This window comes from Paenibacillus sp. HWE-109, from assembly GCF_022163125.1.
Classification (GTDB): Bacteria; Bacillota; Bacilli; order Paenibacillales; family NBRC-103111; genus Paenibacillus_E.
This window is the reverse complement of the sequence record NZ_CP091881.1, coordinates 7,193,178-7,214,297: the sequence shown is the minus strand read 5'-3', so window position 1 is coordinate 7,214,297 and position 21,120 is coordinate 7,193,178. Positions and strand designations below refer to the sequence as shown.

The 21,120-nt window shown below is 43.3% G+C and carries 18 protein-coding genes and 1 pseudogene; 8 read left to right on the top strand and 11 right to left on the bottom strand.

Annotation, left to right across the window (positions count from 1 at the left end; translation table 11 throughout):
* Positions 1 to 65: 65 nt before the first annotated feature.
* Positions 66 to 992, bottom strand: a complete 927-nt coding sequence (locus LOZ80_RS39235; protein WP_283214714.1) for a methyl-accepting chemotaxis protein — start codon at positions 990 to 992, stop codon at positions 66 to 68.
* 324 nt (positions 993 to 1,316) lie between these two features.
* Here LOZ80_RS39235 and LOZ80_RS30910 point away from each other — a divergent pair, with 324 nt between their 5' ends.
* Positions 1,317 to 4,106, top strand: a complete 2,790-nt coding sequence (locus LOZ80_RS30910; protein ID WP_238168194.1) for a hemoblobin-interacting domain-containing protein — start codon at positions 1,317 to 1,319, stop codon at positions 4,104 to 4,106.
* Positions 4,107 to 4,173: 67 nt separating this feature from the next.
* Positions 4,174 to 5,856 carry an S-layer homology domain-containing protein gene (locus LOZ80_RS30905; protein ID WP_238168193.1) on the top strand — a complete coding sequence of 561 codons (1,683 nt, stop codon included), beginning with the start codon at positions 4,174 to 4,176 and terminating at the stop codon, positions 5,854 to 5,856.
* A 367-nt stretch (positions 5,857 to 6,223) separates the two neighbouring features.
* Here LOZ80_RS30905 and LOZ80_RS30900 read toward each other — a convergent pair whose 3' ends face one another.
* The gene (locus LOZ80_RS30900) at positions 6,224 to 6,664 is read right to left on the bottom strand and encodes a MarR family winged helix-turn-helix transcriptional regulator (protein ID WP_238168192.1); all 441 of its coding nucleotides are present in this window, start codon (positions 6,662 to 6,664) and stop codon (positions 6,224 to 6,226) included.
* Positions 6,665 to 6,787: 123 nt separating this feature from the next.
* On the opposite strand from LOZ80_RS30900, the gene LOZ80_RS30895 reads away from it, so the two are divergent.
* The 4 genes from LOZ80_RS30895 to LOZ80_RS30880 all read left to right on the top strand — a co-directional run bounded on the left by LOZ80_RS30895 (position 6,788) and on the right by LOZ80_RS30880 (position 9,952).
* Positions 6,788 to 7,375: an NAD(P)H-dependent oxidoreductase gene (locus LOZ80_RS30895; protein WP_238168191.1), complete on the top strand. Its 588-nt coding sequence runs from the start codon at positions 6,788 to 6,790 to the stop codon at positions 7,373 to 7,375.
* A 74-nt stretch (positions 7,376 to 7,449) separates the two neighbouring features.
* A complete protein-coding gene (locus tag LOZ80_RS30890; protein ID WP_238173168.1) occupies positions 7,450 to 8,466 on the top strand; it encodes an SDR family oxidoreductase in 1,017 nt (338 codons plus the stop codon).
* A complete protein-coding gene (locus tag LOZ80_RS30885; RefSeq protein ID WP_238168190.1) occupies positions 8,467 to 9,414 on the top strand; it encodes a helix-turn-helix transcriptional regulator in 948 nt (315 codons plus the stop codon).
* A gap of 55 nt (positions 9,415 to 9,469) precedes the next feature.
* The gene (locus tag LOZ80_RS30880) at positions 9,470 to 9,952 is read left to right on the top strand and encodes a GyrI-like domain-containing protein (protein ID WP_238168189.1); all 483 of its coding nucleotides are present in this window, start codon (positions 9,470 to 9,472) and stop codon (positions 9,950 to 9,952) included.
* 291 nt (positions 9,953 to 10,243) lie between these two features.
* Here the strand turns inward: LOZ80_RS30880 and LOZ80_RS30875 are convergent, their stop codons facing one another.
* The 8 genes and pseudogenes from LOZ80_RS30875 to LOZ80_RS30840 all read right to left on the bottom strand — a co-directional run bounded on the left by LOZ80_RS30875 (position 10,244) and on the right by LOZ80_RS30840 (position 18,288).
* Complete coding sequence (locus LOZ80_RS30875) at positions 10,244 to 10,720, bottom strand: hypothetical protein (RefSeq protein ID WP_238168188.1); 477 nt, start codon at positions 10,718 to 10,720, stop codon at positions 10,244 to 10,246.
* Positions 10,717 to 11,325: an ABC transporter ATP-binding protein gene (locus LOZ80_RS30870; protein ID WP_238168187.1), complete on the bottom strand. Its 609-nt coding sequence runs from the start codon at positions 11,323 to 11,325 to the stop codon at positions 10,717 to 10,719. Before LOZ80_RS30870 ends, LOZ80_RS30875 begins: the two co-directional genes overlap by 4 nt.
* Positions 11,322 to 13,313 carry a hypothetical protein gene (locus LOZ80_RS30865; RefSeq protein ID WP_238168186.1) on the bottom strand — a complete coding sequence of 664 codons (1,992 nt, stop codon included), beginning with the start codon at positions 13,311 to 13,313 and terminating at the stop codon, positions 11,322 to 11,324. The genes LOZ80_RS30870 and LOZ80_RS30865 overlap by 4 nt, the downstream gene beginning before the upstream one ends.
* Positions 13,314 to 13,445: 132 nt before the next feature.
* Positions 13,446 to 13,808: a mediterrocin family bacteriocin gene (locus tag LOZ80_RS30860; RefSeq protein WP_238168185.1), complete on the bottom strand. Its 363-nt coding sequence runs from the start codon at positions 13,806 to 13,808 to the stop codon at positions 13,446 to 13,448.
* A 489-nt stretch (positions 13,809 to 14,297) separates the two neighbouring features.
* Positions 14,298 to 14,645 carry an ArsR/SmtB family transcription factor gene (locus LOZ80_RS30855; protein WP_238168184.1) on the bottom strand — a complete coding sequence of 116 codons (348 nt, stop codon included), beginning with the start codon at positions 14,643 to 14,645 and terminating at the stop codon, positions 14,298 to 14,300.
* A gap of 84 nt (positions 14,646 to 14,729) precedes the next feature.
* A pseudogene (locus LOZ80_RS30850) lies at positions 14,730 to 16,117 on the bottom strand (catalase).
* A 110-nt stretch (positions 16,118 to 16,227) separates the two neighbouring features.
* Complete coding sequence (locus LOZ80_RS30845) at positions 16,228 to 17,070, bottom strand: aldo/keto reductase (RefSeq protein ID WP_238168183.1); 843 nt, start codon at positions 17,068 to 17,070, stop codon at positions 16,228 to 16,230.
* A gap of 24 nt (positions 17,071 to 17,094) precedes the next feature.
* Positions 17,095 to 18,288, bottom strand: a complete 1,194-nt coding sequence (locus tag LOZ80_RS30840) for an MFS transporter (RefSeq protein ID WP_238168182.1) — start codon at positions 18,286 to 18,288, stop codon at positions 17,095 to 17,097.
* Between the two features lie 146 nt (positions 18,289 to 18,434).
* On the opposite strand from LOZ80_RS30840, the gene LOZ80_RS30835 reads away from it, so the two are divergent.
* Positions 18,435 to 18,824, top strand: a complete 390-nt coding sequence (locus LOZ80_RS30835; RefSeq protein ID WP_238168181.1) for a winged helix-turn-helix transcriptional regulator — start codon at positions 18,435 to 18,437, stop codon at positions 18,822 to 18,824.
* Between the two features lie 25 nt (positions 18,825 to 18,849).
* On the opposite strand, the gene LOZ80_RS30830 is transcribed toward LOZ80_RS30835, so the two are convergent.
* On the bottom strand, positions 18,850 to 19,581 hold the full coding sequence (locus tag LOZ80_RS30830) for an SDR family NAD(P)-dependent oxidoreductase (protein ID WP_238173167.1): 732 nt from the start codon (positions 19,579 to 19,581) through the stop codon (positions 18,850 to 18,852).
* 115 nt (positions 19,582 to 19,696) lie between these two features.
* Between LOZ80_RS30830 and LOZ80_RS30825 the strand changes: the two genes are divergently transcribed.
* Positions 19,697 to 20,608: a LysR family transcriptional regulator gene (locus LOZ80_RS30825; protein ID WP_238168180.1), complete on the top strand. Its 912-nt coding sequence runs from the start codon at positions 19,697 to 19,699 to the stop codon at positions 20,606 to 20,608.
* Positions 20,609 to 21,120 lie beyond the last annotated feature (512 nt).

Sequence of the window (21,120 nt, the reverse complement as noted above, 5' to 3'; positions counted from 1 at the left end):
ATGATTTGGGGAGGGGGCTTGCCTAAGGTCTTTGTCTTGCGGGAGGGCCCCTTCAGTAGTAACCCTTAAATCAAATCGCTCAAAGTTTTAGCCTGGGCATCCAAACTCTCAGCTGCTTCACCAATGTCGGTAAAAGCGTCCACCGCTTGTTGGATTTGATTTTGGCTAATGATAATTGCCTTTTGGGAGTTTGTTGTGCCAAGACTGACCTGACTAACCTGTTCAGAAATAGCGTTCACCGTAATTTGAATTTCTTTAATAGCTACTTGAACATTCTGAGCAAGCTTCCGGACTTCCGTTGCCACAACGTTAAAACCACGTCCGTGCTCACCGGCATGGGCCGCCTCAATTGTCGCATTCAAAGCGAGTAGATTTGTTTGTGAGGCAAAATCCCGGATCGTCTGGACAATGCCGCGAATGACTTTGGTCTGACGTTCAAGGTCCATCAGAGAGTTCAGGTTGTTCTCATTGTCCTTAACTACATGTTCAATGGTGGATGCTACTTGCTGACTGCGTTGGATCCCCGCCTCGGTACGGGCAAGCAGATTCTCTGCCATTTGCTGCAGTTCGTTCCTTACTTGGGTAGCCGCTGCTTCCCGCGATGTTATATCCGTAGCTACTTTCAAGACAGCAACAACCTGCCCCTCATCATTGTAAACAGGCATATAGGTTGCTTCCAGCCATAGAGCTCTGCTGTCTTTCCCCACACGAATAATTTTCTCCTGAAATTTAACCCCATTTCTTAAGTTATGCCACAGATCCCTATACTTCGAACTCTGGGCATATTCAGGCAAGCAAAACTCTCGATGGTGCATCTTGGGAAGCTCGGCTACTTGGTAGCCCATCGCTTGCGCGAAGTTTTCATTCGCCCAAAGCACTTCTCCCTCTATATTAAACTCAATCATAGCCAACGATTGCTCCAGTGCAGCTAGTACGAAATTTTCTTTAAGGACCTGGGTACTTTCGTGGGAATTTAAATTGTCTAGTATCACTTTATCTCACTCCTTTAACCTATTTATTGACAAACCTTCTCAAATAAGTATAGGTGAAATGAGAACAAGTAGATAGTGGGATTTCTACAAATTTCGACAGTAATTGTACATTTTATTCGGATGTGAACCATATTTATGCCAAATAGATGAAATGTGCCTTAATGCTGTCGGAGTTTGTCATTTTGCCGTCATTGGACTCTGATAGACTTAGATTTAGCAGAAATAGGAAGAGAGGAAATAACATGGAGTAAAAATAATGGGGCAAAGAATAGGAAAGCAAGAAACGTAAACGATTATAAAAATTGATAGGAGTGAAGAAGTTCTATGTTTAAGAAAAACGAAGGATTCAAGAAAACAATATCAGGAAGAATTGTTGCTTTCCTGTTAGCCTTAACGATAGCTATTGTGCCATTTAGCGCAAGTTTTTCCACTACGGCGCATGCGATACAAGCAGTGACAACACCAATTACTTTGCAAAGTACGGTTGTTAGTAACCAAAATCGGGATGTTACATTAACATTTAATAAACCAGTTGAATTATTGAGTGGTTATTTATCTTTAATTGATATTAAAAGGACAAATGAAGGTGCATTTACTAGTTTGGTAAATTCGAATCAAGCTTATGTGCGCATATCTAATACAGGCGCCCTAGTCCTTTGTTTTTCTAACCCACTTGTAGGTGATAATAACCTAATTCGAATTAAAGCAGGTGCCGTAGCAGAGCAGGATAATAGCAACACATTAGCAATTGATCAAGTCACTAGTCCGATTATTGCTAATGATTTGAGTGCACCAGAAATAGAAAGTAAATCTATTAGCAACGATTTTAAAGTTGTGACTCTAACTTTTAATACGACGGTGCAAACAGCTACATACGTTGAGAACACCCAAACCTATCCAGTTGATCTGCATAAGTTTGTAAATATTCAGCCTATTTACGATGACTCGGAGTTTATTCCATTAAGTGCTAATGACCAAATTTCTATAAGTGGCAATCAAATGGTGATTACATTTGCTTCCGCACGGAGCGGGTATCAAGCCATTCAAGTACAAAGTGGCGCGATAAAAGGTGTGAACGGGAATGTAAATGAGGAACTGTATGCGGACTTAAACCTAAACGCCCTGGCTTATACTTATAATAGATTGTACGATAACTCGGATTTAACTTTATATTTTAATCAAGATTTTGGAACTACGTTAAGTGAAGATGCATTAAAAGCAGCAGTCACTATCTCTAAGGATAATGGAGCTTTTCAAGCGCTTGGTGCCAACGATAAGGTCGCGGTGGGAAGCAATGAGCCTGTATTTAGATCACAAGATAGAGGATTAGGAATACACTTCTTTCCAGCCCTGACACCGGGGACTTATACGATTAAAATAGCAGCCAATGCCTTAAAAACTAGTATTGGTATTCCGTCTGGCGAAATATTGACAGTTGATGATGAGAGAAGTTCCATTGTGGTAAGCGACATTACTGCACCTAATTTTCAAAAAGCAGAAGTCAGCGCGGATGGCAAAATTATTACGTTAACTTATGATAAAAAGCTTTATGATAACAGCATGAATTCATGTGTTTGGTATCGTGCATGCAACTCTTTAGCTAATTTTGTTTTCATAGAGAGAAGCGATAATGGTGAATTTGAGAACCTAGATGGGCAGGATAGCGTTCAATTATCCGATAAGCAACTAATGGTGACCTTGCACACAGCTTTAAATGGAGCAAAAAATAAAATTGCTATTGACCCCAATGTTTTAAAAGATGTTCATGGTAATATTCAGCGCTCAGGCTTAGTCACCCAATTTCTTACTGCATCAGTGGTTTCAGCCCAATATTTGAATTCGACAATCGATAACGGAAATAAGGATTGGACCCTATTTTTTGATAAAAATATTACAAGCAACCTAACATCATTGGAAGATCTTCAATCAGCCGTTAAATTGTCCATTGGTGGAGTTGAAAAATCCATTGACGCCTCTACCACGATTACTTTTATTGACAAGAAAATGGTGATTCATTTCTCCACCCCACTTGTGGATAGAAATACAAAAGTTCATATCTCAGCGAATACACTTAAAGACAGCGCTCAGCATGTTTTGGCGGAGTCTATTCTTACAGAGGCATTAGTACCTAATGATTTTTATCCTCCTACATTTTCAAGTGCCAATTTAATAACAAGTCATACTGCTGCCTTATATTTCAATATTCAAAACTCCAGTAACTACAGCAGCCTAGTAGATAATACGAAAGATGCTGCAGGATCTCATCTCAAAGAGGCAGTCATGTATTCAACTGATAATGGCGCAACGTTCTCGGCTCTTCAAGCTAAGGATTCCGTCGCAATCAATGGCAGGTATGTTCACGTCTATTTTTATAATCTTATTCAAGGGAAGTTGCAAATTAAAATAGCAGCGAATGCGCTCAAGGATACATCGGGAAATATTTTAACGACAACCGTATTATCGGGCAATATTCGTACAGATTTGTATGCTCCGTATTTATTAGGATCGTTTTTTAGCGATGCCCCTAGTGTTCTTACCTTTGAAGACAATGAATCTTGGAGAAGCAAAATTGAGAAGGTTGTTGTAAAGGAGAGAACGTATATCTGGCCATACGATTGGAACGAAAGAACTTTATCGTCGGCTGAATACACGGTAGGGAAAGGTAAAGTTACGATCAATCAAGGTGTATTTGAGGAAGATCTGTATTACAAGGTTGAAATTTATGCAAATGGTTTTAATTCAAGTTCTACAAATGATATTAGAGCTGTTCAAAGCAAGGATTCCTACTATATCACCCCAGTGACTATCGATACAGAGGACGGTATTACGGCGAAAGTTAAAATTGCCAGCAATCGATCTTATGGTCATTTAAATGTGATTTTCCAGCTCATGAATGGTCAAACTCCAGTAAGTATTGTTGCTGCAGAATCGGAGCAATTCGCCAGAGGGACATTTACAGCAAACTTTAATATGGCGGATGCGAAGACAAATTCAGCCTATACGGTTAAGGCCTTTGTTGTAAGTGAATATAGCAATAGCCCATTATCGGTTGGGGTTAACCTTGCTACTCAGATTACAGAAGCAGAGTATGATTATATCCAGAATATAGATTAGCAAATAATTTCCTGTTTGAATTGCCCCTTGCGGGCAGTTCAAACAAAGCAGAAAGTGAGGATGAAACGTGAAACCACTAAAGCTTATTTTAACTTTTACAATCGCTTTATCTGTAGCGTTAACGAGTTTAACCATAGCTCCTATTGGGGCATTCGCAGAACAATCATCAATCGTGCTGTCGGATATCCCAACTATTAGTCCAGGTGGAACCGTAACGATTACGGGGACTTCCACAAACTCCGAGGTTATTATCAAGGTTATTAGACCAACGGGCGGCATCCTATTTTTTGATATTGTAAAAGTTACCAATGGGAAGTTCTCGGATACGTTTGTTTTGGGAAGCAGTGAGTTACCCGGAACGTATCAAGTAGTCACTGGACAAGCCGATACAGTAGCGTCTAAGGATCTTGTTGTTAAAGCACCAGCCGGAGCCGGAGGCGGCAGTATTGGTGGTGGCGGAGGCGGCGGTCAAGCCGCCAACACCGTGACCCCAGCCAACGTCCAAATCCATGCTAGCGCCATCACTTCCAACAAAGTGACAGGCCCAGATGGCAAAGTGACAACGGCTGTCTCCATTGACAATAAATTTCTGAGCGATGCTTTCGTTCAGCTCAAAGAGCAAGGCAAGCCAGAACAAACACCTATTATTGGGATTAAAATAGGCAATATCGATGCTAATGGCACTACCAATGTTTCCCTTCCCGCCTCAGTTTTGATCGAAGGCATGAAGAATTCAAATGCTGTAATTCGCATCTATTCCGATAAGGAGTCGTACTTCTTACCCCTTAATGTGCTGAATTTTGATGAAATTGCACGTTCGCTAGGGACAGACAGCTCCAAAGTAACGTTTCATGTGAATATTAGCGTTGCTGGCAATGATCTTGAGAAGCAAATTCAAGAGAGTGCCGGTAAAAAAGGAGCGTCCAGCCTGGGCCACTCTGTTGATTTCAGCATCGTTGCCGAAGGAAATGGCCAAACCAAAGAGTTGAAGGATTTCGGAACGAATTATGTGAATCGCAGCATCAGCTATACAGGTACTGTAGATCCTAAGACGTCCACAGGTGTCCTCTATGATCCAACCGAACAAGAAATTTCCTTCGTACCAAGTGTGTTCGGGGAAAATGCGGAAGGCAAACAACAAGTAACGATTAAAAGGAATGGTAACAGCATCTATGGTGTTGTTACATCCAGCAAAACGTTCAATGATGTTAAAAGCCATTGGGCCAAATCCGACATTGAACTGCTAGCTTCCAAGTTGGTCGTTAGCGGTGCAACCGATTCGGACTTTGCTCCAGACCATGCGATTACGCGTGCTGAGTTTGCAACACTGCTGGTGCGTGCGTTGGCTTTGACCGCTGATGCCTCTGCGGCTTCGTTCAAGGACGTCCAAGCAACAGATTGGTATGCCGGTTCCATTGGTGCGGCTGTGAAGAGTAAGCTGGTAAGCGGCTATGAAGATGGCACGTTCCAACCGAATGCACAGATTACCCGTGAGCAAATGGCTGTCATGGTAGCCAAAGCGCTAAGCGCTGCTGGCCTAACCGTGGATAGCCAACCGGAGCTGTTAAACAAGTTTACCGACAACTCGCAAATCAGCGATTGGGCGAAAGCCTCGGTTTCGCAGTCTGTGAAAGCCGGGATTATCTCGGGGATGACGGACACGACGTTCGTAGCTTCGGCTAATGCTAGTCGTGCTCAAGCTGCTGTTATGCTCAAAAGATTGCTGCAATATGCGAAGTTTATCAACTAGCATACGGGGCAGCCAACTGAAAAAGAGGCTGTCCCAGTGACAAAATGGATTTTTGGGACAGTTTGGTTGAAATGAATAAGGAGCTAAGCGGCTTGTACACGCTTAGCTCCTTTACTTATAGCGTCCGAGCTGCTGAGCCCCGTTGCCGCCCTTGCACAATCAATCTGCCACCTCTAATGAACTGGATGATGCTTATAGACGAGAAAATGGCTACTTTGGCGATCTTATGAACTGAGTTAGCGTTATCGAGCAGTTTGTAGGCGTCATGGTGACCGTTTGCTTGAGATAACGCGTCGGGGATTCATTAGATTTTTCAGATGCCCCATTTTGATCAAATAAAGGTTGTTGGGTTCGTTAGGACCCTCCTCTACGCTTTAGGCGGATAAAATACATTCGCGGAAAGCACATCCAGCGCATGCTCAATGGCTGCCAGATCCTCCGCGGACGCATGTTGAACCCGCTGCAAGAAGCGGGCTTCCAATCCTTTGAAGGCTGCATCCATCGTAGCTTGCCCGTTGTCTGAAAGACGAATGAACTGCTTGCGCTGATCACCCGGATCCGCCGTCTTTTCGCACAGGTGTTTCTCGGTTAGTTTCTTGAGTTCACGGCTCGTATTCGGCATGGACATATGCATACAGTCGCTGATTTGGCTTAAAGTAACAGGCTGGCTTACCGCCAGATATTCAAGAATGGCATATTGAACAGGTGTAATTTCATCCAGCTTAACGTCTTTGGTGAATTCATGCTTAACTTCATGGACAGCTGCGATAAAGGAAACAAATTTATAGAAAATTGTCTTTTGGTCCAACGAGATCACCTCACCTCCACGATATCAAATTTATTATCAAAAAACAATTATCATTTGACAACTAAAAAGGAACGTGTTAGGATTTTGTTATCAAATGATAAGTAAAGAGGTGCGCATCGTCCCATGAAAACGTTAATTATTTATACACATCCGAATCATCAAAGTTTAAGCTATGCTTTTTTGCAGAAAGTCATTCAGGGAAGCAGTGAGAATCCTCATATAGAAGAAGTAAAAGTGCTGGATTTATATGAGGAGCAGTTTGATCCGATCCTGGTTTTTAACAAAGAGAAACGCAGAAGGGATATGCATGCCGATCCGAGACTCGCCGAATATCGTACTCAACTTCTGTGGGCTGATAAAATAGTGCTGGTCTACCCGATCTGGTGGGGACGTCCCCCGGCTATGCTTTTGGGCTACATCGACCAAATGTTTGCTTCGGGCTTCGCATACCGGGATAAGGGCGGACTCCTGCCGGAAGGGCTCCTCAAGGGGAGATCCGTCGTCTGCATTTCCACCATGAAGGGACCTGCCTTATACCCGCTGTACTGGCTGAATAATGCGCATAAAGTACTGATGAGGAAAGCCTTATTTAATTATGTCGGGATCAAAAAAGTAAAGTTTTTCGAGTTTGGCAACATGGAAAGTCCCAAGGGGAAACAGGCAGCGAAGTTGGATCGGATTTATCGCTATTTTAGAGCGCTGCAAAGCTGATTTCTCCCGTCTGTCCAAGTTGTCATCCGCAAGGACACATGCTATGGTTAAGCTACATGTGACGGAGGTGGATGATGAAAGCGCTATTTATTGGAGGAACAGGGACCATTAGCTCGGCCATTACCAGACAATTAGTAGAACAAGGATGCGAGTTGTATCTCCTGAACCGAGGTACGAGGAATGTGGATTTACCGGCAGGTGCTAAGATTCTTCAAGCGGATATTAATGATGAAGCAAAGGTAGCTAGTTTAATCCTTGATTTGAAGTTTGATGTTGTGGCTGACTTCATCGCTTATGAACCTGCGCAGTTGGAGCGGGATTATCGGTTATTTAAAGATAAAACGAAACAATTTCTATTCATAAGCTCCGCTTCCGCCTATCAAACGCCTTTGTCTGATTATCGGATTACGGAGGGAACGCCATTATCCAACCCGTATTGGGCCTATTCCAGAAATAAAATCGCCTGTGAAGACTATTTAATCAAGCAATATCGCGAACACGGCTTCCCGATTACGATCGTAAGGCCGAGTCATACCTATGATGATCGATCGATTCCACTTGGCGTGCACGGCAGTAACGGAAGCTGGCAGGTCGCGAAGCGGATGCTGGCTAATAAGCCGGTGATCATTCATGGAGACGGAACCTCGCTGTGGACCATGACGCATAATACCGACTTTGCCAAAGGTTTTATTGGACTCATGGGCAATCTTCATGCAATTGGAGAGTCGGTTCATATTACTTCCGATGAGACGTTGACCTGGAATCAAATTTATGAGGCCATCGCGGATGCTCTCGGTGTCGAGCTGAAGGCTGTACATGTGTCATCGGACTTCCTGGCGGCATGCAGCCCACAGGATTATAGAGGTGGATTGCTGGGCGACAAGGCTAATTCCGTCGTTTTTGATAATGCGAAGCTGAAAAGGCTTGTGCCTGACTTCACGGCTACAACGCGCTTCGACCAAGGCATTCAGATGGCGATTGCCAACATCCTCGCTCATCCTGAATTGCAGAAAGAGGACCCTGAATTCAACAGTTGGTGCGATAAAGTAATTCGGGTTATGGACGCAGCCTTGCTGCAGATGAAGGAATAAATGAAAATCGATCGCTTGCTCGCGATGACGGTTCTGCTGCTGAATCGCGGACGCGTTAGCGCGAAGGAACTGGCCGATCGCTTCGAGGTTTCCACGAAGACGATTTATCGCGATATGGAGACTTTAAATCAATCAGGCATTCCGATTGTGGCGCATCAAGGAATCTCCGGCGGGTTTGAGATCATGGAGCCTTACGCAATGGCTAGGCAATTCCTGACCTTGAGCGAAATAGATGCGATGGTCGCTGCGGTGAAAGGGATCCACACAGCCGTGGATGATCGAATGCTAGGTACGCTGCTGGATAAGGTACAAGCGCTGCTCAGCAAAGCGGATCATGCGCAAATGGAGCAGAAGGGACCTGGGATTGTTTTCGATTTCAACCCTTGGGGGCAAGGGCCTGCGGCAAGAGAGAAAGTAAATCAACTCAGGCTCGCCATCGCCAAGACAACAAGGGTCAGCATCACCTATTTAAATATGAATGGCACTGAGAGTGAAAGGGTCCTTGAACCCGCGGCTCTCATTCTCAAAGGCCATCTCTGGTACCTACAGGCCTATTGCACACTGAGAAGTGAATTTCGAGTGTTCCGCTTATCGCGTATTCAGAATTTGCTGATGCTCGATCAGCCGTTCGTGCCTCGGCAAGTACCATCGCTAGACAGCTATACCTGGGATACGGAGTGGTCAAAGCATAAGCAGCTGGATGCAGTGCTTACATTCGAGCATCAAGTGCGGCACCGTGTCGGCGATTCCTTTCATCCGGACCAAATCACGGTACGCGAGGATGGCACTATACAAGTGAAAGGCCAATTCGTGGAGGACGAGTGGTTTTATGGCATGCTTCTCAGTTACGGCGAACAAGTCACGGTTGAAGAGCCTGCTCATGTTGCCGAGGAATTAGTAAGCCGTGCTTATAAAATAATTGGACGCTACGCCAAACTGGACAGATAGCTGTCCAGTTTACCCCTGTATACTGAGTCTAACTACAAGGAGATGAGGCCGATTTATGACAACATACACGATCAATAAACCAGCGATACAACTTACAGGTGTTAGTGTTCGCACGACCAATGCAGAAGAAATGGGACCGAACGGGCGGCTCCCGCAGCTGTGGGAATCCTATTTCGGAAGTCAGATTGCTGCTCAACTATCAACAAATAATAGCAACCTAATTTATGCGCTCTACACGGATTATGAAAGTGATGCCACAGGCGCGTATACAGTTATTATCGGACACGAAACTGCCGAAGGCACGATGCAGGGAGAACCTACTTTCACAAGTGCGCTTGTGCCGGAGAGCAAATTTCTCGTATTTACATCGGAAAAAGGACCCGTTTATGAGGTTGTTGGGCAAGCATGGGCCGGTATTTGGGCCTATTTTCAGGAATCAGAGGAAGTAAGGACATTTACGGGTGATTACGAGCTGTATGATTCCCGCAATTTTGACCCAACGAATACGCAAGTGCAGATTTATATTGCTATCAAATAGGTAAAGGGCAGAATTCCCGTAGATGTATCTACTCGAATTCCGCCTTTTTTTTCATAAATTGCGGCATATTTTCATTACCATATATTTGTAAAAAGGAGCTATTCGGCACTAGCGAGTTCGTGTGATCATCATTCAGGTAGTGATCGGCGAAGTAGGCGAGGGTTGCTTTATCCAGAAAGTACCCTGAATCGTACAATTCTTTGAATGCATACGGATGTGTTCTGTAATCGGTCAATGGGCAGATCGATTCATAAAGTTGGTATTAAGTTTTTTATTTGTAGAAGAGGAACTTCAACTTAAATCCCACTGGCTTTTCACCTTGTCAAATATTTTTTGAATGCTCACTTTATTTTTTTGAATAATTTCTACTGTTTTTTCAAACTCTTCATTGCTTTGGCTATCCAGTCGAATGGGATTCCCATTGGAATCCACCATTATATCATAACCACCGCTATTGTCTTGAATACGCAGCCCATATTTATATCCCCCGAACACTTTTGGCCAAATTATTAAAGAGCAAATGTCATCTGGAGCCACAGACCCCAAGTTGCCAGTTAAACTTAAATAATCCGGTTTTTTAACATTAAAATTATAGCCTTCAGAACCTACTATATGATAAGTACCGTATTTATCCTTTGGTACCGTTTCGGTATAAGGCTTGTACTTGAAATTCACAAAAACTAACCATGATAAATTCCAAATAATAAAAATCAAAATAGCAATTCCTATGGCAAACATAATTTTTCTTTTTCTCCACATTGTTTTCATAAGTTGATGATCCGTTCCCCTTTCTTTTTCATATCTTCGTCATGGGTGACCATGATAATTGTTTTCCCTTGGTTGTGCAGCTGCTTAATAATGTCAAGCACGGCCTCTGCATTCTTTTTGTCAAGTGATCCTGTTGGTTCATCTGCTAGTATAATATTACACTTTTTTACCATTAATCTTGCCAGTGCAACTCGCTGTTGTTCGCCTCCAGACAATGTATACACTTTACTATTCAACTTGTCCGATATGCCAACCATTTCCAAAGCCTGTTCAATGGAAACTCCAGATTGACTTTCTTTACGAACAAGTTTTAAATTTTCTTTCACTGTCTTATGCTCGACGAGTGCAAAGTTCTGAAAAAGAAGACCGATTTTATATTTAAAATACTGTAGTTGGTATTTTCTTTTATGGATATTGAGACCATCAACGAGAATTTCTCCGCTGTCAATTGGTTCAATAGCTCCAATCATATTAAGAAGAGTAGTTTTCCCGCATCCACTAGCGCCAGAGAAAATAACGAACTCACCATTATCAATTTTCAGCTCCAAGTTAGAAAATATAACGTTACCCTCAAAAGACTTCGATACTGTATTTATCTCTATCATAAATTTCCTCCCTTTAAAATTATACTTATTTTTGCTCTTTCAAGCTTCCGTATGTAAGTTAAGATAATAAAGGGTTCTATTAGAAAAATAAATATGCTGCCATAAACAAGATAGTTAAATATATTTCCGTTTATAAAAATCCATACAATCATTGCCCCGATCATACCTAGAATCGTAGGAATAAGTGTAACAAGTAAAATTTTTTTATTTTTTTGCCAAATATTATATCCTAATATTTTTTTTAAACATAATTCTATCGCATTAACTTCATATTCCAAACGGAGTATAGCCTTAATGATCACAATTTCTAAAAATAATATTAAAATACTTAAAATCAAATTCAAGTACAACGTTCGTTTCATAATACTCCATTTATATTTATATTTCTCAAGGGCATTTGTTAATTTGTAATAAAGCTTACTATTTTCTGTACTATGATTAGCTGCATAACTGGCTACATCACCGGGAGAGAGTTTGTACAAGATATCATGGGCATAATCCAAACGAAAGGCACTTGCATCTGCCGATTCAACTCTTTTACTTTGATCCACGTTATTGTAAATAATTATCGGACTTTGTATATAAAAGCTTCCGTTTAATGAAAATTCATCTATACAAATTAACTTTGGATCGCCATCATAATAAATAATATCATAGTCATATTGGAATTCACTTTGTTCAATTAGTTCCAAACTTCTTTTTAACTCACCAATTTTTTCCGTATCGTTTTTCATGTGACTCGGTAAAATAAAATATAATTCCTTTTCCAGATTAGCTTTGCTGAGTTCATCAATGTGTTCTTGCAAATATGTTAAGCTATTTAAGTTTGCTAGCATCACATCTTTTTCCAAAACACCTGATGTAACTAGTTGCATTGCATTAAAATTTTTGAAAAACTTGCGATAAAACGTTTCAGTTTCTAAAAATCCTTTATGAAGCGTTTCAATGGACTGTTGTTCATCCTGATCTGGTCTTCGGCCATATGCCATTTCTACATAATAATAATCAGCTCGTTCATTGAAAAAAGAACGTTGTTGATAAAATTGTATGGCCTCGGAAATAACAGCAATGTTGCTGGAAATTATAGTAAAGGCAATAGTAACCGTTATTATTTTTAATCCATAATTCATAACAAGTAATTTTTTCGAACTTTTAATATTTGCCAATGCCTCTTTTATATTGTAGAAGTAAAGATTGCTATATAACATGGCATTGAAAAACAACATGGCTAAGAATATTCCGGCAGAAATCCGAAAGTGAAAAAAAGTGTTTGTATAGTTTTGCAGTGCAAACAATATAACCAAAAAAATAATTGAATACACAATAATATCCAAACTTATATTGCGCAGAATAATGGAACTCGTTCTTTCTCCTAAAGATATACGGATGAAATTCTCCTTTTTTTGTAAAATAACATCATAATAGGATAGGAACAACATTACAATTGAAATAAGAAGCCAGATAAACAAGATATTTAGCTTTCCAGAACTATCATAGCCCTTTTGAGGGAAATTCCCCGCATATATACCATTCAAGCTATCTTTAAAACCAAAAATATCATCTACATCCCCAATGATATAATATTGAGAAATGCTTCCGATATCTTCATTATGTACAATGTCTTCAAATTCATAGAAAAGAATATTCTTTGTACCTGATATTAAACTAGGATAACTTTTCTCGGAAATTTGAAAATTCTTCTTGATATACTCCGCTGTATCCTTGGTCCCATAAATACGACGTTCACTTAATAGCATACTTTTCACATCTGATACGACGGTAAAGACTTTCACTTGATTGTCTTCGGCAGCTCTTGTTATGTCATTGACCATACTTTGCTTTGTATTGTTAGGAGATCCGTTCAGAAATAGCGTAGTGCTATAATTTGCTGTTTCAAAATTATCTAAATACAATTGATAGCTTTCACCGGTAATAATAAAACCAATTAACATCATGATGAAACTAATAACAAACTTTATTTTTTTCAATCATCTTCCTCTCCCTAATTTGAAATTACTTAAAATACAAATGTATACAGAAGCAGCATAAGTTGCTCTGTATACATTTGGACAATATAGATTAGTTGGAATTAATACAGTGCTTAATAACTTTATTGAATATTAATAGATCATTGAATATTGAACAGAAACATTATTATGCGTAACTTCGATTTTAGCCCATTTCCCTGCATTTCCAGCTGCAGAGCTAGAGTTGCTTGCCCCTCTAGTAACTATGGCAGTATGGCCGTTAGCGTCATGAATTGTATGAGTAAAATCTTCATCAATCGCGAATTTGTTAAATCCGTAATACATTTTCCCGGGTGTAGTACCAGGAACTTGTTTTTCAAGTGCCCATGCACTAGTGAAATATGATGCGCCATTTTTAGAATCTGATAATGTTGCAGCAGATGCTGATACAGATGCTAATGCCGTTCCCAATACCAATGCGGATGTAATAAGAGCTGTTGCTTTAATCTTTTTCATTTTCAATTCCACCTTTCAAAATATAGTGTTGTAAAAATATTCCAACTAATCACGTGGTATAACATATCATATATAGAAAAAATATACAAATATTATAATTTATGTAATTTATAACTTTCAAAAATATTAAATAAACTTCATTCAATCTGTAAATCTCTAAATAATGATTATTTACCTTCCAGATAATAGTAAGTAAATACATATACAACAAGTTACAGGAAAAAGTTTCAATATAATAGAAATAAAAGGTATAATTACCTAATATAATGTATCTTTAGACCTATGCATGTAGAAACACTAGGGTGTTGAAGTAATTGGGGTTAGATGTACTGATTGCTGATTTGCTTTAAGCTCTGCCAATACCGCTCGACGCTCCAGTAATCAGGACTGTTTGCATATTAAGTAACCTCAAGTAACCTCCATCACTATTGTTTGTAACCAATAAATTAAATAATTAGTTATATGGTTATTATAGAGGGGGAACGAGGCTTACTCAGCCTCAAGAGTCTTCATGTTGATGATTTTTTCGGTCGTTTCTATAAAAGCTTTCAGCTGCAGCACAGGTCCTTCAATATCCAAGCTATAGTAAATCTCTGTGGCTACTTTGTTGGAGGTAATTAAATGGGCTTGCCGCAAAATTTTGAGATGGTGAGAGATGGCTGATCTGGACATCGGTGAGCGTTCTACGATCTGTGCAACATTCAGTGTTTCATGTTTGGTCAGCAGCATGATGATGTCCTGCCGGACCGGATCGGCCAAAGCGAGAAAAATTTGGCTGCAATCTCTTAATTGTTGGTGAACTTGGTTCTCTAGCTGAGTAGTACTGGCAGATTCCATATCAAATGTCTCCATATTGTTTATGTAACCAAATAATTAGTTGTTTAATTACAATATAGAGCAGCCTCGATCTAAAATCAATCTCTAATAGCCGTCTGTCCGCTGCCCGGATTGTTCCGCAAGGGCTTCACCCTCAGCAGCTGCAGCCGAACTGATAGGCGCCATCTGGCTTTTGGCCTGTGCGAGGCCTTCGGAAACCCGGCGACCATACTCCGCATCAGCGTTCGTGAAATGCTCAATCATTTTTGCCTGAATGACAGGAGCACATATGTTCAGCGCATCGACCAAATTGTGAATCAATTCGTCGCGTTCGTGATCTGCGAATTTCCGATATGTATCGCCTGCTTGCTTGAAGTCATTGGTACGGCTGATTTGTTCGCGAACCAGCTTGGCCTTATAGGCGGGCTGATGCTCTTGACCGGAGGGTGCAGCTTCCTTCAAACCGCCGAGCGAAGAGGGCTCGTAATTGACGTGCGGATTCTGCTCAGGTGCGCGGTCTACGATAAATGCCATCTGCCCATCGCGCTGGTTTGTAGCTACACGCTTCTTAGGCGCATTGATTGGCAGTTGGAGGTAGTTCGTTCCTACACGATGACGCTGGGTATCGGAGTAAGAGAAGGTTCGCCCTTGCAGCAGCTTGTCGTCAGAGAAATCCAGACCATCCACTAACACACCTGTGCCAAAAGCGGCCTGCTCTACCTCAGCGAAGTAGTTCTGGTATTTTTGGCCTGAATAGCTTCAGCTTCTTGCTGTGTCAGGTTCTTAATCGCGTGCTTGATCGGCTCCCAGTGATATTTGACGAGAACGGCGTTGCCTGCCTGATTCAGCCACTTGTAGGTATTGACACCGGAACCTTGCATTTGCCGATAATTGGCGGGAATGCCCCAAGGGGAGAAGAGGAAAGTAATCATATGCGTAGCTTCCGGTGTATTGGAGACAAAATCGAACATTCGCTCCGGGTTCTGCAGGTTCGTGACAGGATCGGGCTTAAATGCATGGACCATGTCAGGGAATTTCAGCGGGTCGCGGATGAAGAAGATTTTCAGATTATTGCCAACTAAGTCCCAATTGCCATCTTCGGTATAGAATTTGGTGGCGAAGCCGCGCGGGTCCCGCAGCGTTTCGGGCGAGTGACCACCGTGAACGACCGTGGAGAAGCGGACAAAGACGGGCGTGCGCTTGCCTGGCTCTTGAAACAGCTTAGCACGCGTATAAGTGGAGACAGCTTCCGTGCCGACTTTGCCATAAGCCTCGAAGTAACCATGAGCCCCGGCACCACGCGCATGCACGACCCGTTCGGGAATCCGTTCCCGGTCAAAATGCGATATTTTCTCAATATAATGATAATTCTCAAGCGTCGAAGGACCGCTGTTTCCTACGGTGCGAATGTTTTGATTATCCGTAATGGGATGTCCCTGTCGATTCGTTAAAGTCATATCTTGGTTTTCTGTGTCCATAGTCGTTCCCTTCATCCTTCCATAATTAGCTAACAGTACTTTGTACCAATTGCGACTAAAATATTCCGCCAAAAAAGACGCTATTTCTCTCGCATGCGAAAGGAATAGCGTCTTATTTCAACCTTTTAGAAGTCAAAGTTGTCCGGGTCGGGGCCTACACGTTGATCCAGATTCAACCCATTAATCAGGGCCATATCCGCATCGGTCAGAGTGAAGTCGAATACGTTGGCATTCTCAATAATGCGATGTTCTTTGGTTGATTTGGGAATCGTGACGACACCGTTCTGTAGGTCCCAGCGCAGAATGATTTGGGCGACAGATTTCCCATGCTGATCAGCAATGGCTTTCAACACATCATTATCCAGCAACTGACCCTGCATCAAAGGGGACCATGCTTCAAGCTGAATGCCGGATCTTTGACAGAACTCGCGAACCGCTTTTTGATTCAGCAGCGGATGATATTCGACTTGATTCACCATCGGTTTGATTTCGGCATCAGCGAGCACATCTTCCAGATGATGAACTTGGAAATTACTTACGCCAATCGCCTTCACACGGCCCTCTTTGTACAGAGTTTCCAGGGCGCGCCACGCTTCTTTATATTTCCCTTTTACAGGCCAATGAATGAGATATAAGTCAAGATAATCCAGTCCTAGCTTCTTGAGACTGGTCTCGTAGGCAGCTATTGTGGCCTCATATCCGAGGTCGGCATTCCATACTTTTGAAGTAACAAAAAGATCTTCTCTAGTCAATTTGGTCTCCAACAGGGCTTCACGTATGCCTTGGCCTACGCTCGTTTCATTGTTATAAATGGCCGCTGTATCAAGACTGCGATAGCCATTCCTGACAGCCGCTTTGACCGCTTCGATGAGCTCAGCGCCTTCTTCTACTTTGAATACGCCCAGGCCGAACCAAGGCATTTGAATCCCGTTAGCAAGGGTTGTTGTTGCTTGTAAATGTGTTGTCATAGTAACTCCTCCAAATTGTATGATTTAATGCGCAACTGTTTCTTTTTTGTCTAAATGCTTAGCCCAACCGGATAAAATGACAGCCAGAAGCACCATCGCTCCGCCTACCCAAGCGGTATGAATAAGCCCAAGCGTATCAGTCACGATACCGCCTAGGTAAGCTCCAATAGCAATACCTGCATTGAATGCCGCGATATTAAAAGCAGAAGCGACATCCTTGGCTTTGGGCGCGTAGCGTTCAGCCAGCATTACAACATAAACCTGCAAGCCGGGAACGTTCATGAAAGCCAGTAAACCCATGAGCAGTATGGTAATTAATCCTGCAATTTTGAAAGGCGCCGTAAAGGTAAGCACGAAAAGCACAATAGCTTGCAGAGCGAACATGTAGAACAGGGCATGAATCGGTTTGCGATTTGCTGCTTTTCCACCTATGATATTGCCAATCGCGATGGCGATTCCGTATACCAGAAGAATGATGGCTACGGTTTTCTCCTTGAATCCGGTTATGTCGTGCAGCAGCGGGGATAAATAAGTAAAGACAACAAAAGTACCCCCGTACCCAATTGCAGTAATGGAAAAGGCGAGCAGGAGCCGCCCGTTCGTAATCAGTTTCACCTGATCGCGAAATGGAGTGCGAATCCCTTTATTTAAACCGGATGACGGGACCAGAATCAGGTTGGAGATCAGAGCCACGATACCGATGGCAACGATCAGCATGAAAGCAACCCGCCAACCAAACTGTTGGCCTATCAATGTGCCCAGCGGAACGCCTGTAACCGTGGCTACTGTCAGCCCGGAGAACATGATCGCGATCGCGCTGGCTCTGCGGTTCTCAGGGACGAGATCGGCGGCGATGGTTGATCCAATCGACATGAACACCCCATGCGCGAGGGAAGAAATGATGCGGGCAATCAGCAGCACGACAACCCCATGTGATGCAGCGGCTAAGCTGTTTCCTGCAATGAACACGAGCATAATGATGAGCAGCAAGGTTTTGCGGGAGATCCGTGAGGTCAGGGACGTGAGAATCGGCGCGCCAATCGTTACGCCCAAAGCATATAAAGTGACAGTTAGTCCTGCAGTTGTTACGGATATTTGTAAGTCATCAGCAATGAGGGGCAGCAGCCCGACGCTGATGAACTCTGTTGTTCCAATGGCAAAGGCGCTTATCGCTAACGCAAGGAGTGCCAAGGTACTACGTCTTTGATCGATTAACATTCGCATTACCCCATTTGTGTGGAATTACCGGCCGGCAAATGTTATTATGGACTACTCATACCTTCGTGACCAGTACGCACTTTTTAGTTCTATAGGTACTAAAAAGTAACGTACATCCAATTCATTTATTGATGGGGAGGAAAACCATGACCAAGAAGAAATATAATATTTCCGTTGAAGCAACGCTTGAAGTCATCGGAGGCAAATGGAAGTGCGTCATTCTGTGTCATCTCACACATGGGAAACGACGGACAAGTGATTTGAAACGTATTATGCCCGGGATCACGCAAAAAATGTTGACGCAGCAGCTGAGAGAACTAGAACAAGATGGCATCGTGAATCGGATTGTTTATAATCAAGTTCCCCCTAAAGTCGAGTACGAGCTCAGTGAGTATGGATGGAGTCTAAAATCGATCCTTGATTCTCTGTGCTCATGGGGAGAACGGCATATCATTAAAGAATACGGGGATAAATTCATTGTCTTAGAGGAGAATGTGTTGAATCCGAGGGAAGAAATGCCCGTTGGTGCTGAATAGCGGGAAACGGGCAGGACGAGAATTCCTACAAGGTCTGACCACTGTCAACGGTAATCAATTGTCCTGTCATAGCTTCTTGCTCCAAGGCTGCACATATCATTGTGGCGATATCCTCGGGCGTAGAAATACGCTGCAAGAGGAGATTAGGGGCTAAGCGCTGCATCTGTGCTTCCCGCCCCGTCCACCACCTTGTGGAGACCGCTCCCGGCACGATGCAGTTGACTCGGATATTCGGTGCTAAAGCGCGGGCCAGTGATTTGGTTAGCCCGTGAACCGCGGCTTTGGATACCGCATAAGGAAGCGATGAGCCGAGACCGGTCTGTCCGGCAATACTGCCGAGATTGACGATTGCTCCTTGCTTGATGTGAGGCGCCACAGCTCGCGCGCAGAAATACATGCCTTTGACGTTCACAGCAAAAAGGTCATCCCAGACTTCCTCCGTTGCCGCTTCCAAGTCGTCGAATGGAATATGCCGCGTGATGCTGGCATTGTTCACAAGCAGATCGATAGATCCGAAATGCTTTACCACATAAGCAACCATTTCTCTTACTTGCAGATCTTGCGATACATCGGCTTGAACAGCAAGCGCGCGACCGCCGTTACTGTTGATCAACGCTGCCGTTGCTTCCGCTTCCTCCTTAGAGCGCGAATAATTCACCGCAACCGCGACCCCTCGCTCCGCTAATGCTAGACAGGCAGCTCTCCCAATCCCAGTACCTCCACCAGTTACAATAGCCACTTTACCTTTTAAATTCATCATCCATCAGCTCCTCTTCCTCTTTATACATAATTGTAAAGGGGAGAGGGTTATTTGTATAATTGAACGAATTGAATGACGTGTTCAAAATTATCGAACGCTGGAGCGTGCTAGCATGGACTTCAAAACACTAAAAACATTTCAGAGCATCGTCAAATACGGCAGTTTTATCCGCGCGGCAGAGGAAATGAATTATGTGCAATCGACTGTTACGATGCAGATTCAGAAGCTTGAAGCAGAATTGGGGATGCAGCTCATTGAGCGTGGCAAAAAATTTCACTTAACCGCAGCAGGAAGGCTATTCTATGTGCAGAGCTTGCAGATCGTTAAGCAGATGGAACAACTGCAAATGAATTTAGCAGACTTGGCAATCGGCGATGCTGGCGATGTGCGGCTGGGCGTCACGGAACCGACCGCGAGCTATCGGCTGCCCGCTGTTTTGGCGAGTTTTTTCGAGCAATATCCTAAGATTCGGATTTCCGTAGAATTTGCCAGCACACCTATCTTGAGCGAAAGTCTGCAGAAGGGGAATATTGATCTGGCGCTGTGTTCTGCACCGGATTGGAGCTCCGAACTTGATTTTGAACCTTTGTTCAAAGAGGAGTTCGTCGTTTTAATGCAGCAGGATCACCCGCTTGCTGCGCAAATGCTCATCCAGCCCGATGATCTCCGAGGTTATCGACTGCTCATCACGTCTTCAACCTGCCCCTATCGCAGAAAGTTGGAAATGGTGCAGCAGGAAGCAGGGAGTTATCCGCTGGACACGATGGAGATTGGCAGCATGACAGCTCTGCCACATTTCGTGGCAAATGGCCACGGCATTGCACTCGTTCCACGAATTATCGTGCAGTCTCCCCCGCAGGGGACGACAGTGCGGAGTTTGAGCGGTAGCCTGATTGATATGACATTCGGCATCCTCTCGGGGCCTGCGGAGCACCCCCTTACACAGGCTGCTTCTAGGCTGTATGAGTATCTGAAGCAGGAGCTTCAGAGAAGTCTTCCACGTAGGGGCGTTCGACGAGTGTGACTGAGTGAGCTTGGCTGTGCGGCGATGGAGTCCGGCTTGCAGTGCCAGACGGAGTATGGCTTGTGCGGCAGACGGAGTCAGGTTTTGCCGCCGCGGATCGTAGATTCGCTATCTGGTTGATTCTTGAACGATTCCGCCCTTTCGCGGAACGTGGTTCCCTTATTTCATTGCTTTGCCCCCGAATCGCGCGTTTTCCTAACAGATAGCGTACTGACGTTCCGTACTACCCCCTATTTAGCACTTGTTGGGCGAAATAGCTAATCGTAGATTCTCGAATGCGACTTTGGAGCGCGATAAGTGCCTTTATCAGTAGCCGCTATTCGCCCGAACATCGGGCAGAAATCGGTGCCCGTCGGCGCAAATAGAAGTCCCCAAAGACTCCTAACAGCACTCAAATTGACATTTTGAGCGCGATAAGAGCCTTTAGAGGCCGTTATTCGCCCGAACATCAGGCAAATCAGTGCCGACGGCGCAAATAGAAGTCCCCAAAGACTCCTAACAGCACCCAAATT

Bases quoted from the DNA above. Each gene is read 5' to 3' on its own strand.
- LOZ80_RS30885 (WP_238168190.1), top strand. From the start codon at position 8,467: ATGAAAATCGATCGCTTGCTCGCGATGACGGTTCTGCTGCTGAATCGC.
- LOZ80_RS30910 (WP_238168194.1), top strand. From the start codon at position 1,317: ATGTTTAAGAAAAACGAAGGATTCAAGAAAACAATATCAGGAAGAATT.
- LOZ80_RS30855 (WP_238168184.1), bottom strand. From the start codon at position 14,645: ATGGAATCTGCCAGTACTACTCAGCTAGAGAACCAAGTTCACCAACAA.
- LOZ80_RS30835 (WP_238168181.1), top strand. From the start codon at position 18,435: ATGACCAAGAAGAAATATAATATTTCCGTTGAAGCAACGCTTGAAGTC.
- LOZ80_RS30845 (WP_238168183.1), bottom strand. From the start codon at position 17,070: ATGACAACACATTTACAAGCAACAACAACCCTTGCTAACGGGATTCAA.
- LOZ80_RS30870 (WP_238168187.1), bottom strand. From the start codon at position 11,325: ATGATAGAGATAAATACAGTATCGAAGTCTTTTGAGGGTAACGTTATA.
- LOZ80_RS30895 (WP_238168191.1), top strand. From the start codon at position 6,788: ATGAAAACGTTAATTATTTATACACATCCGAATCATCAAAGTTTAAGC.
- LOZ80_RS30890 (WP_238173168.1), top strand. From the start codon at position 7,450: ATGAAAGCGCTATTTATTGGAGGAACAGGGACCATTAGCTCGGCCATT.
- LOZ80_RS30825 (WP_238168180.1), top strand. From the start codon at position 19,697: ATGGACTTCAAAACACTAAAAACATTTCAGAGCATCGTCAAATACGGC.
- LOZ80_RS30840 (WP_238168182.1), bottom strand. From the start codon at position 18,288: ATGTTAATCGATCAAAGACGTAGTACCTTGGCACTCCTTGCGTTAGCG.
- LOZ80_RS30860 (WP_238168185.1), bottom strand. From the start codon at position 13,808: ATGAAAAAGATTAAAGCAACAGCTCTTATTACATCCGCATTGGTATTG.
- LOZ80_RS30875 (WP_238168188.1), bottom strand. From the start codon at position 10,720: ATGAAAACAATGTGGAGAAAAAGAAAAATTATGTTTGCCATAGGAATT.
- LOZ80_RS30830 (WP_238173167.1), bottom strand. From the start codon at position 19,581: ATGAATTTAAAAGGTAAAGTGGCTATTGTAACTGGTGGAGGTACTGGG.
- LOZ80_RS30880 (WP_238168189.1), top strand. From the start codon at position 9,470: ATGACAACATACACGATCAATAAACCAGCGATACAACTTACAGGTGTT.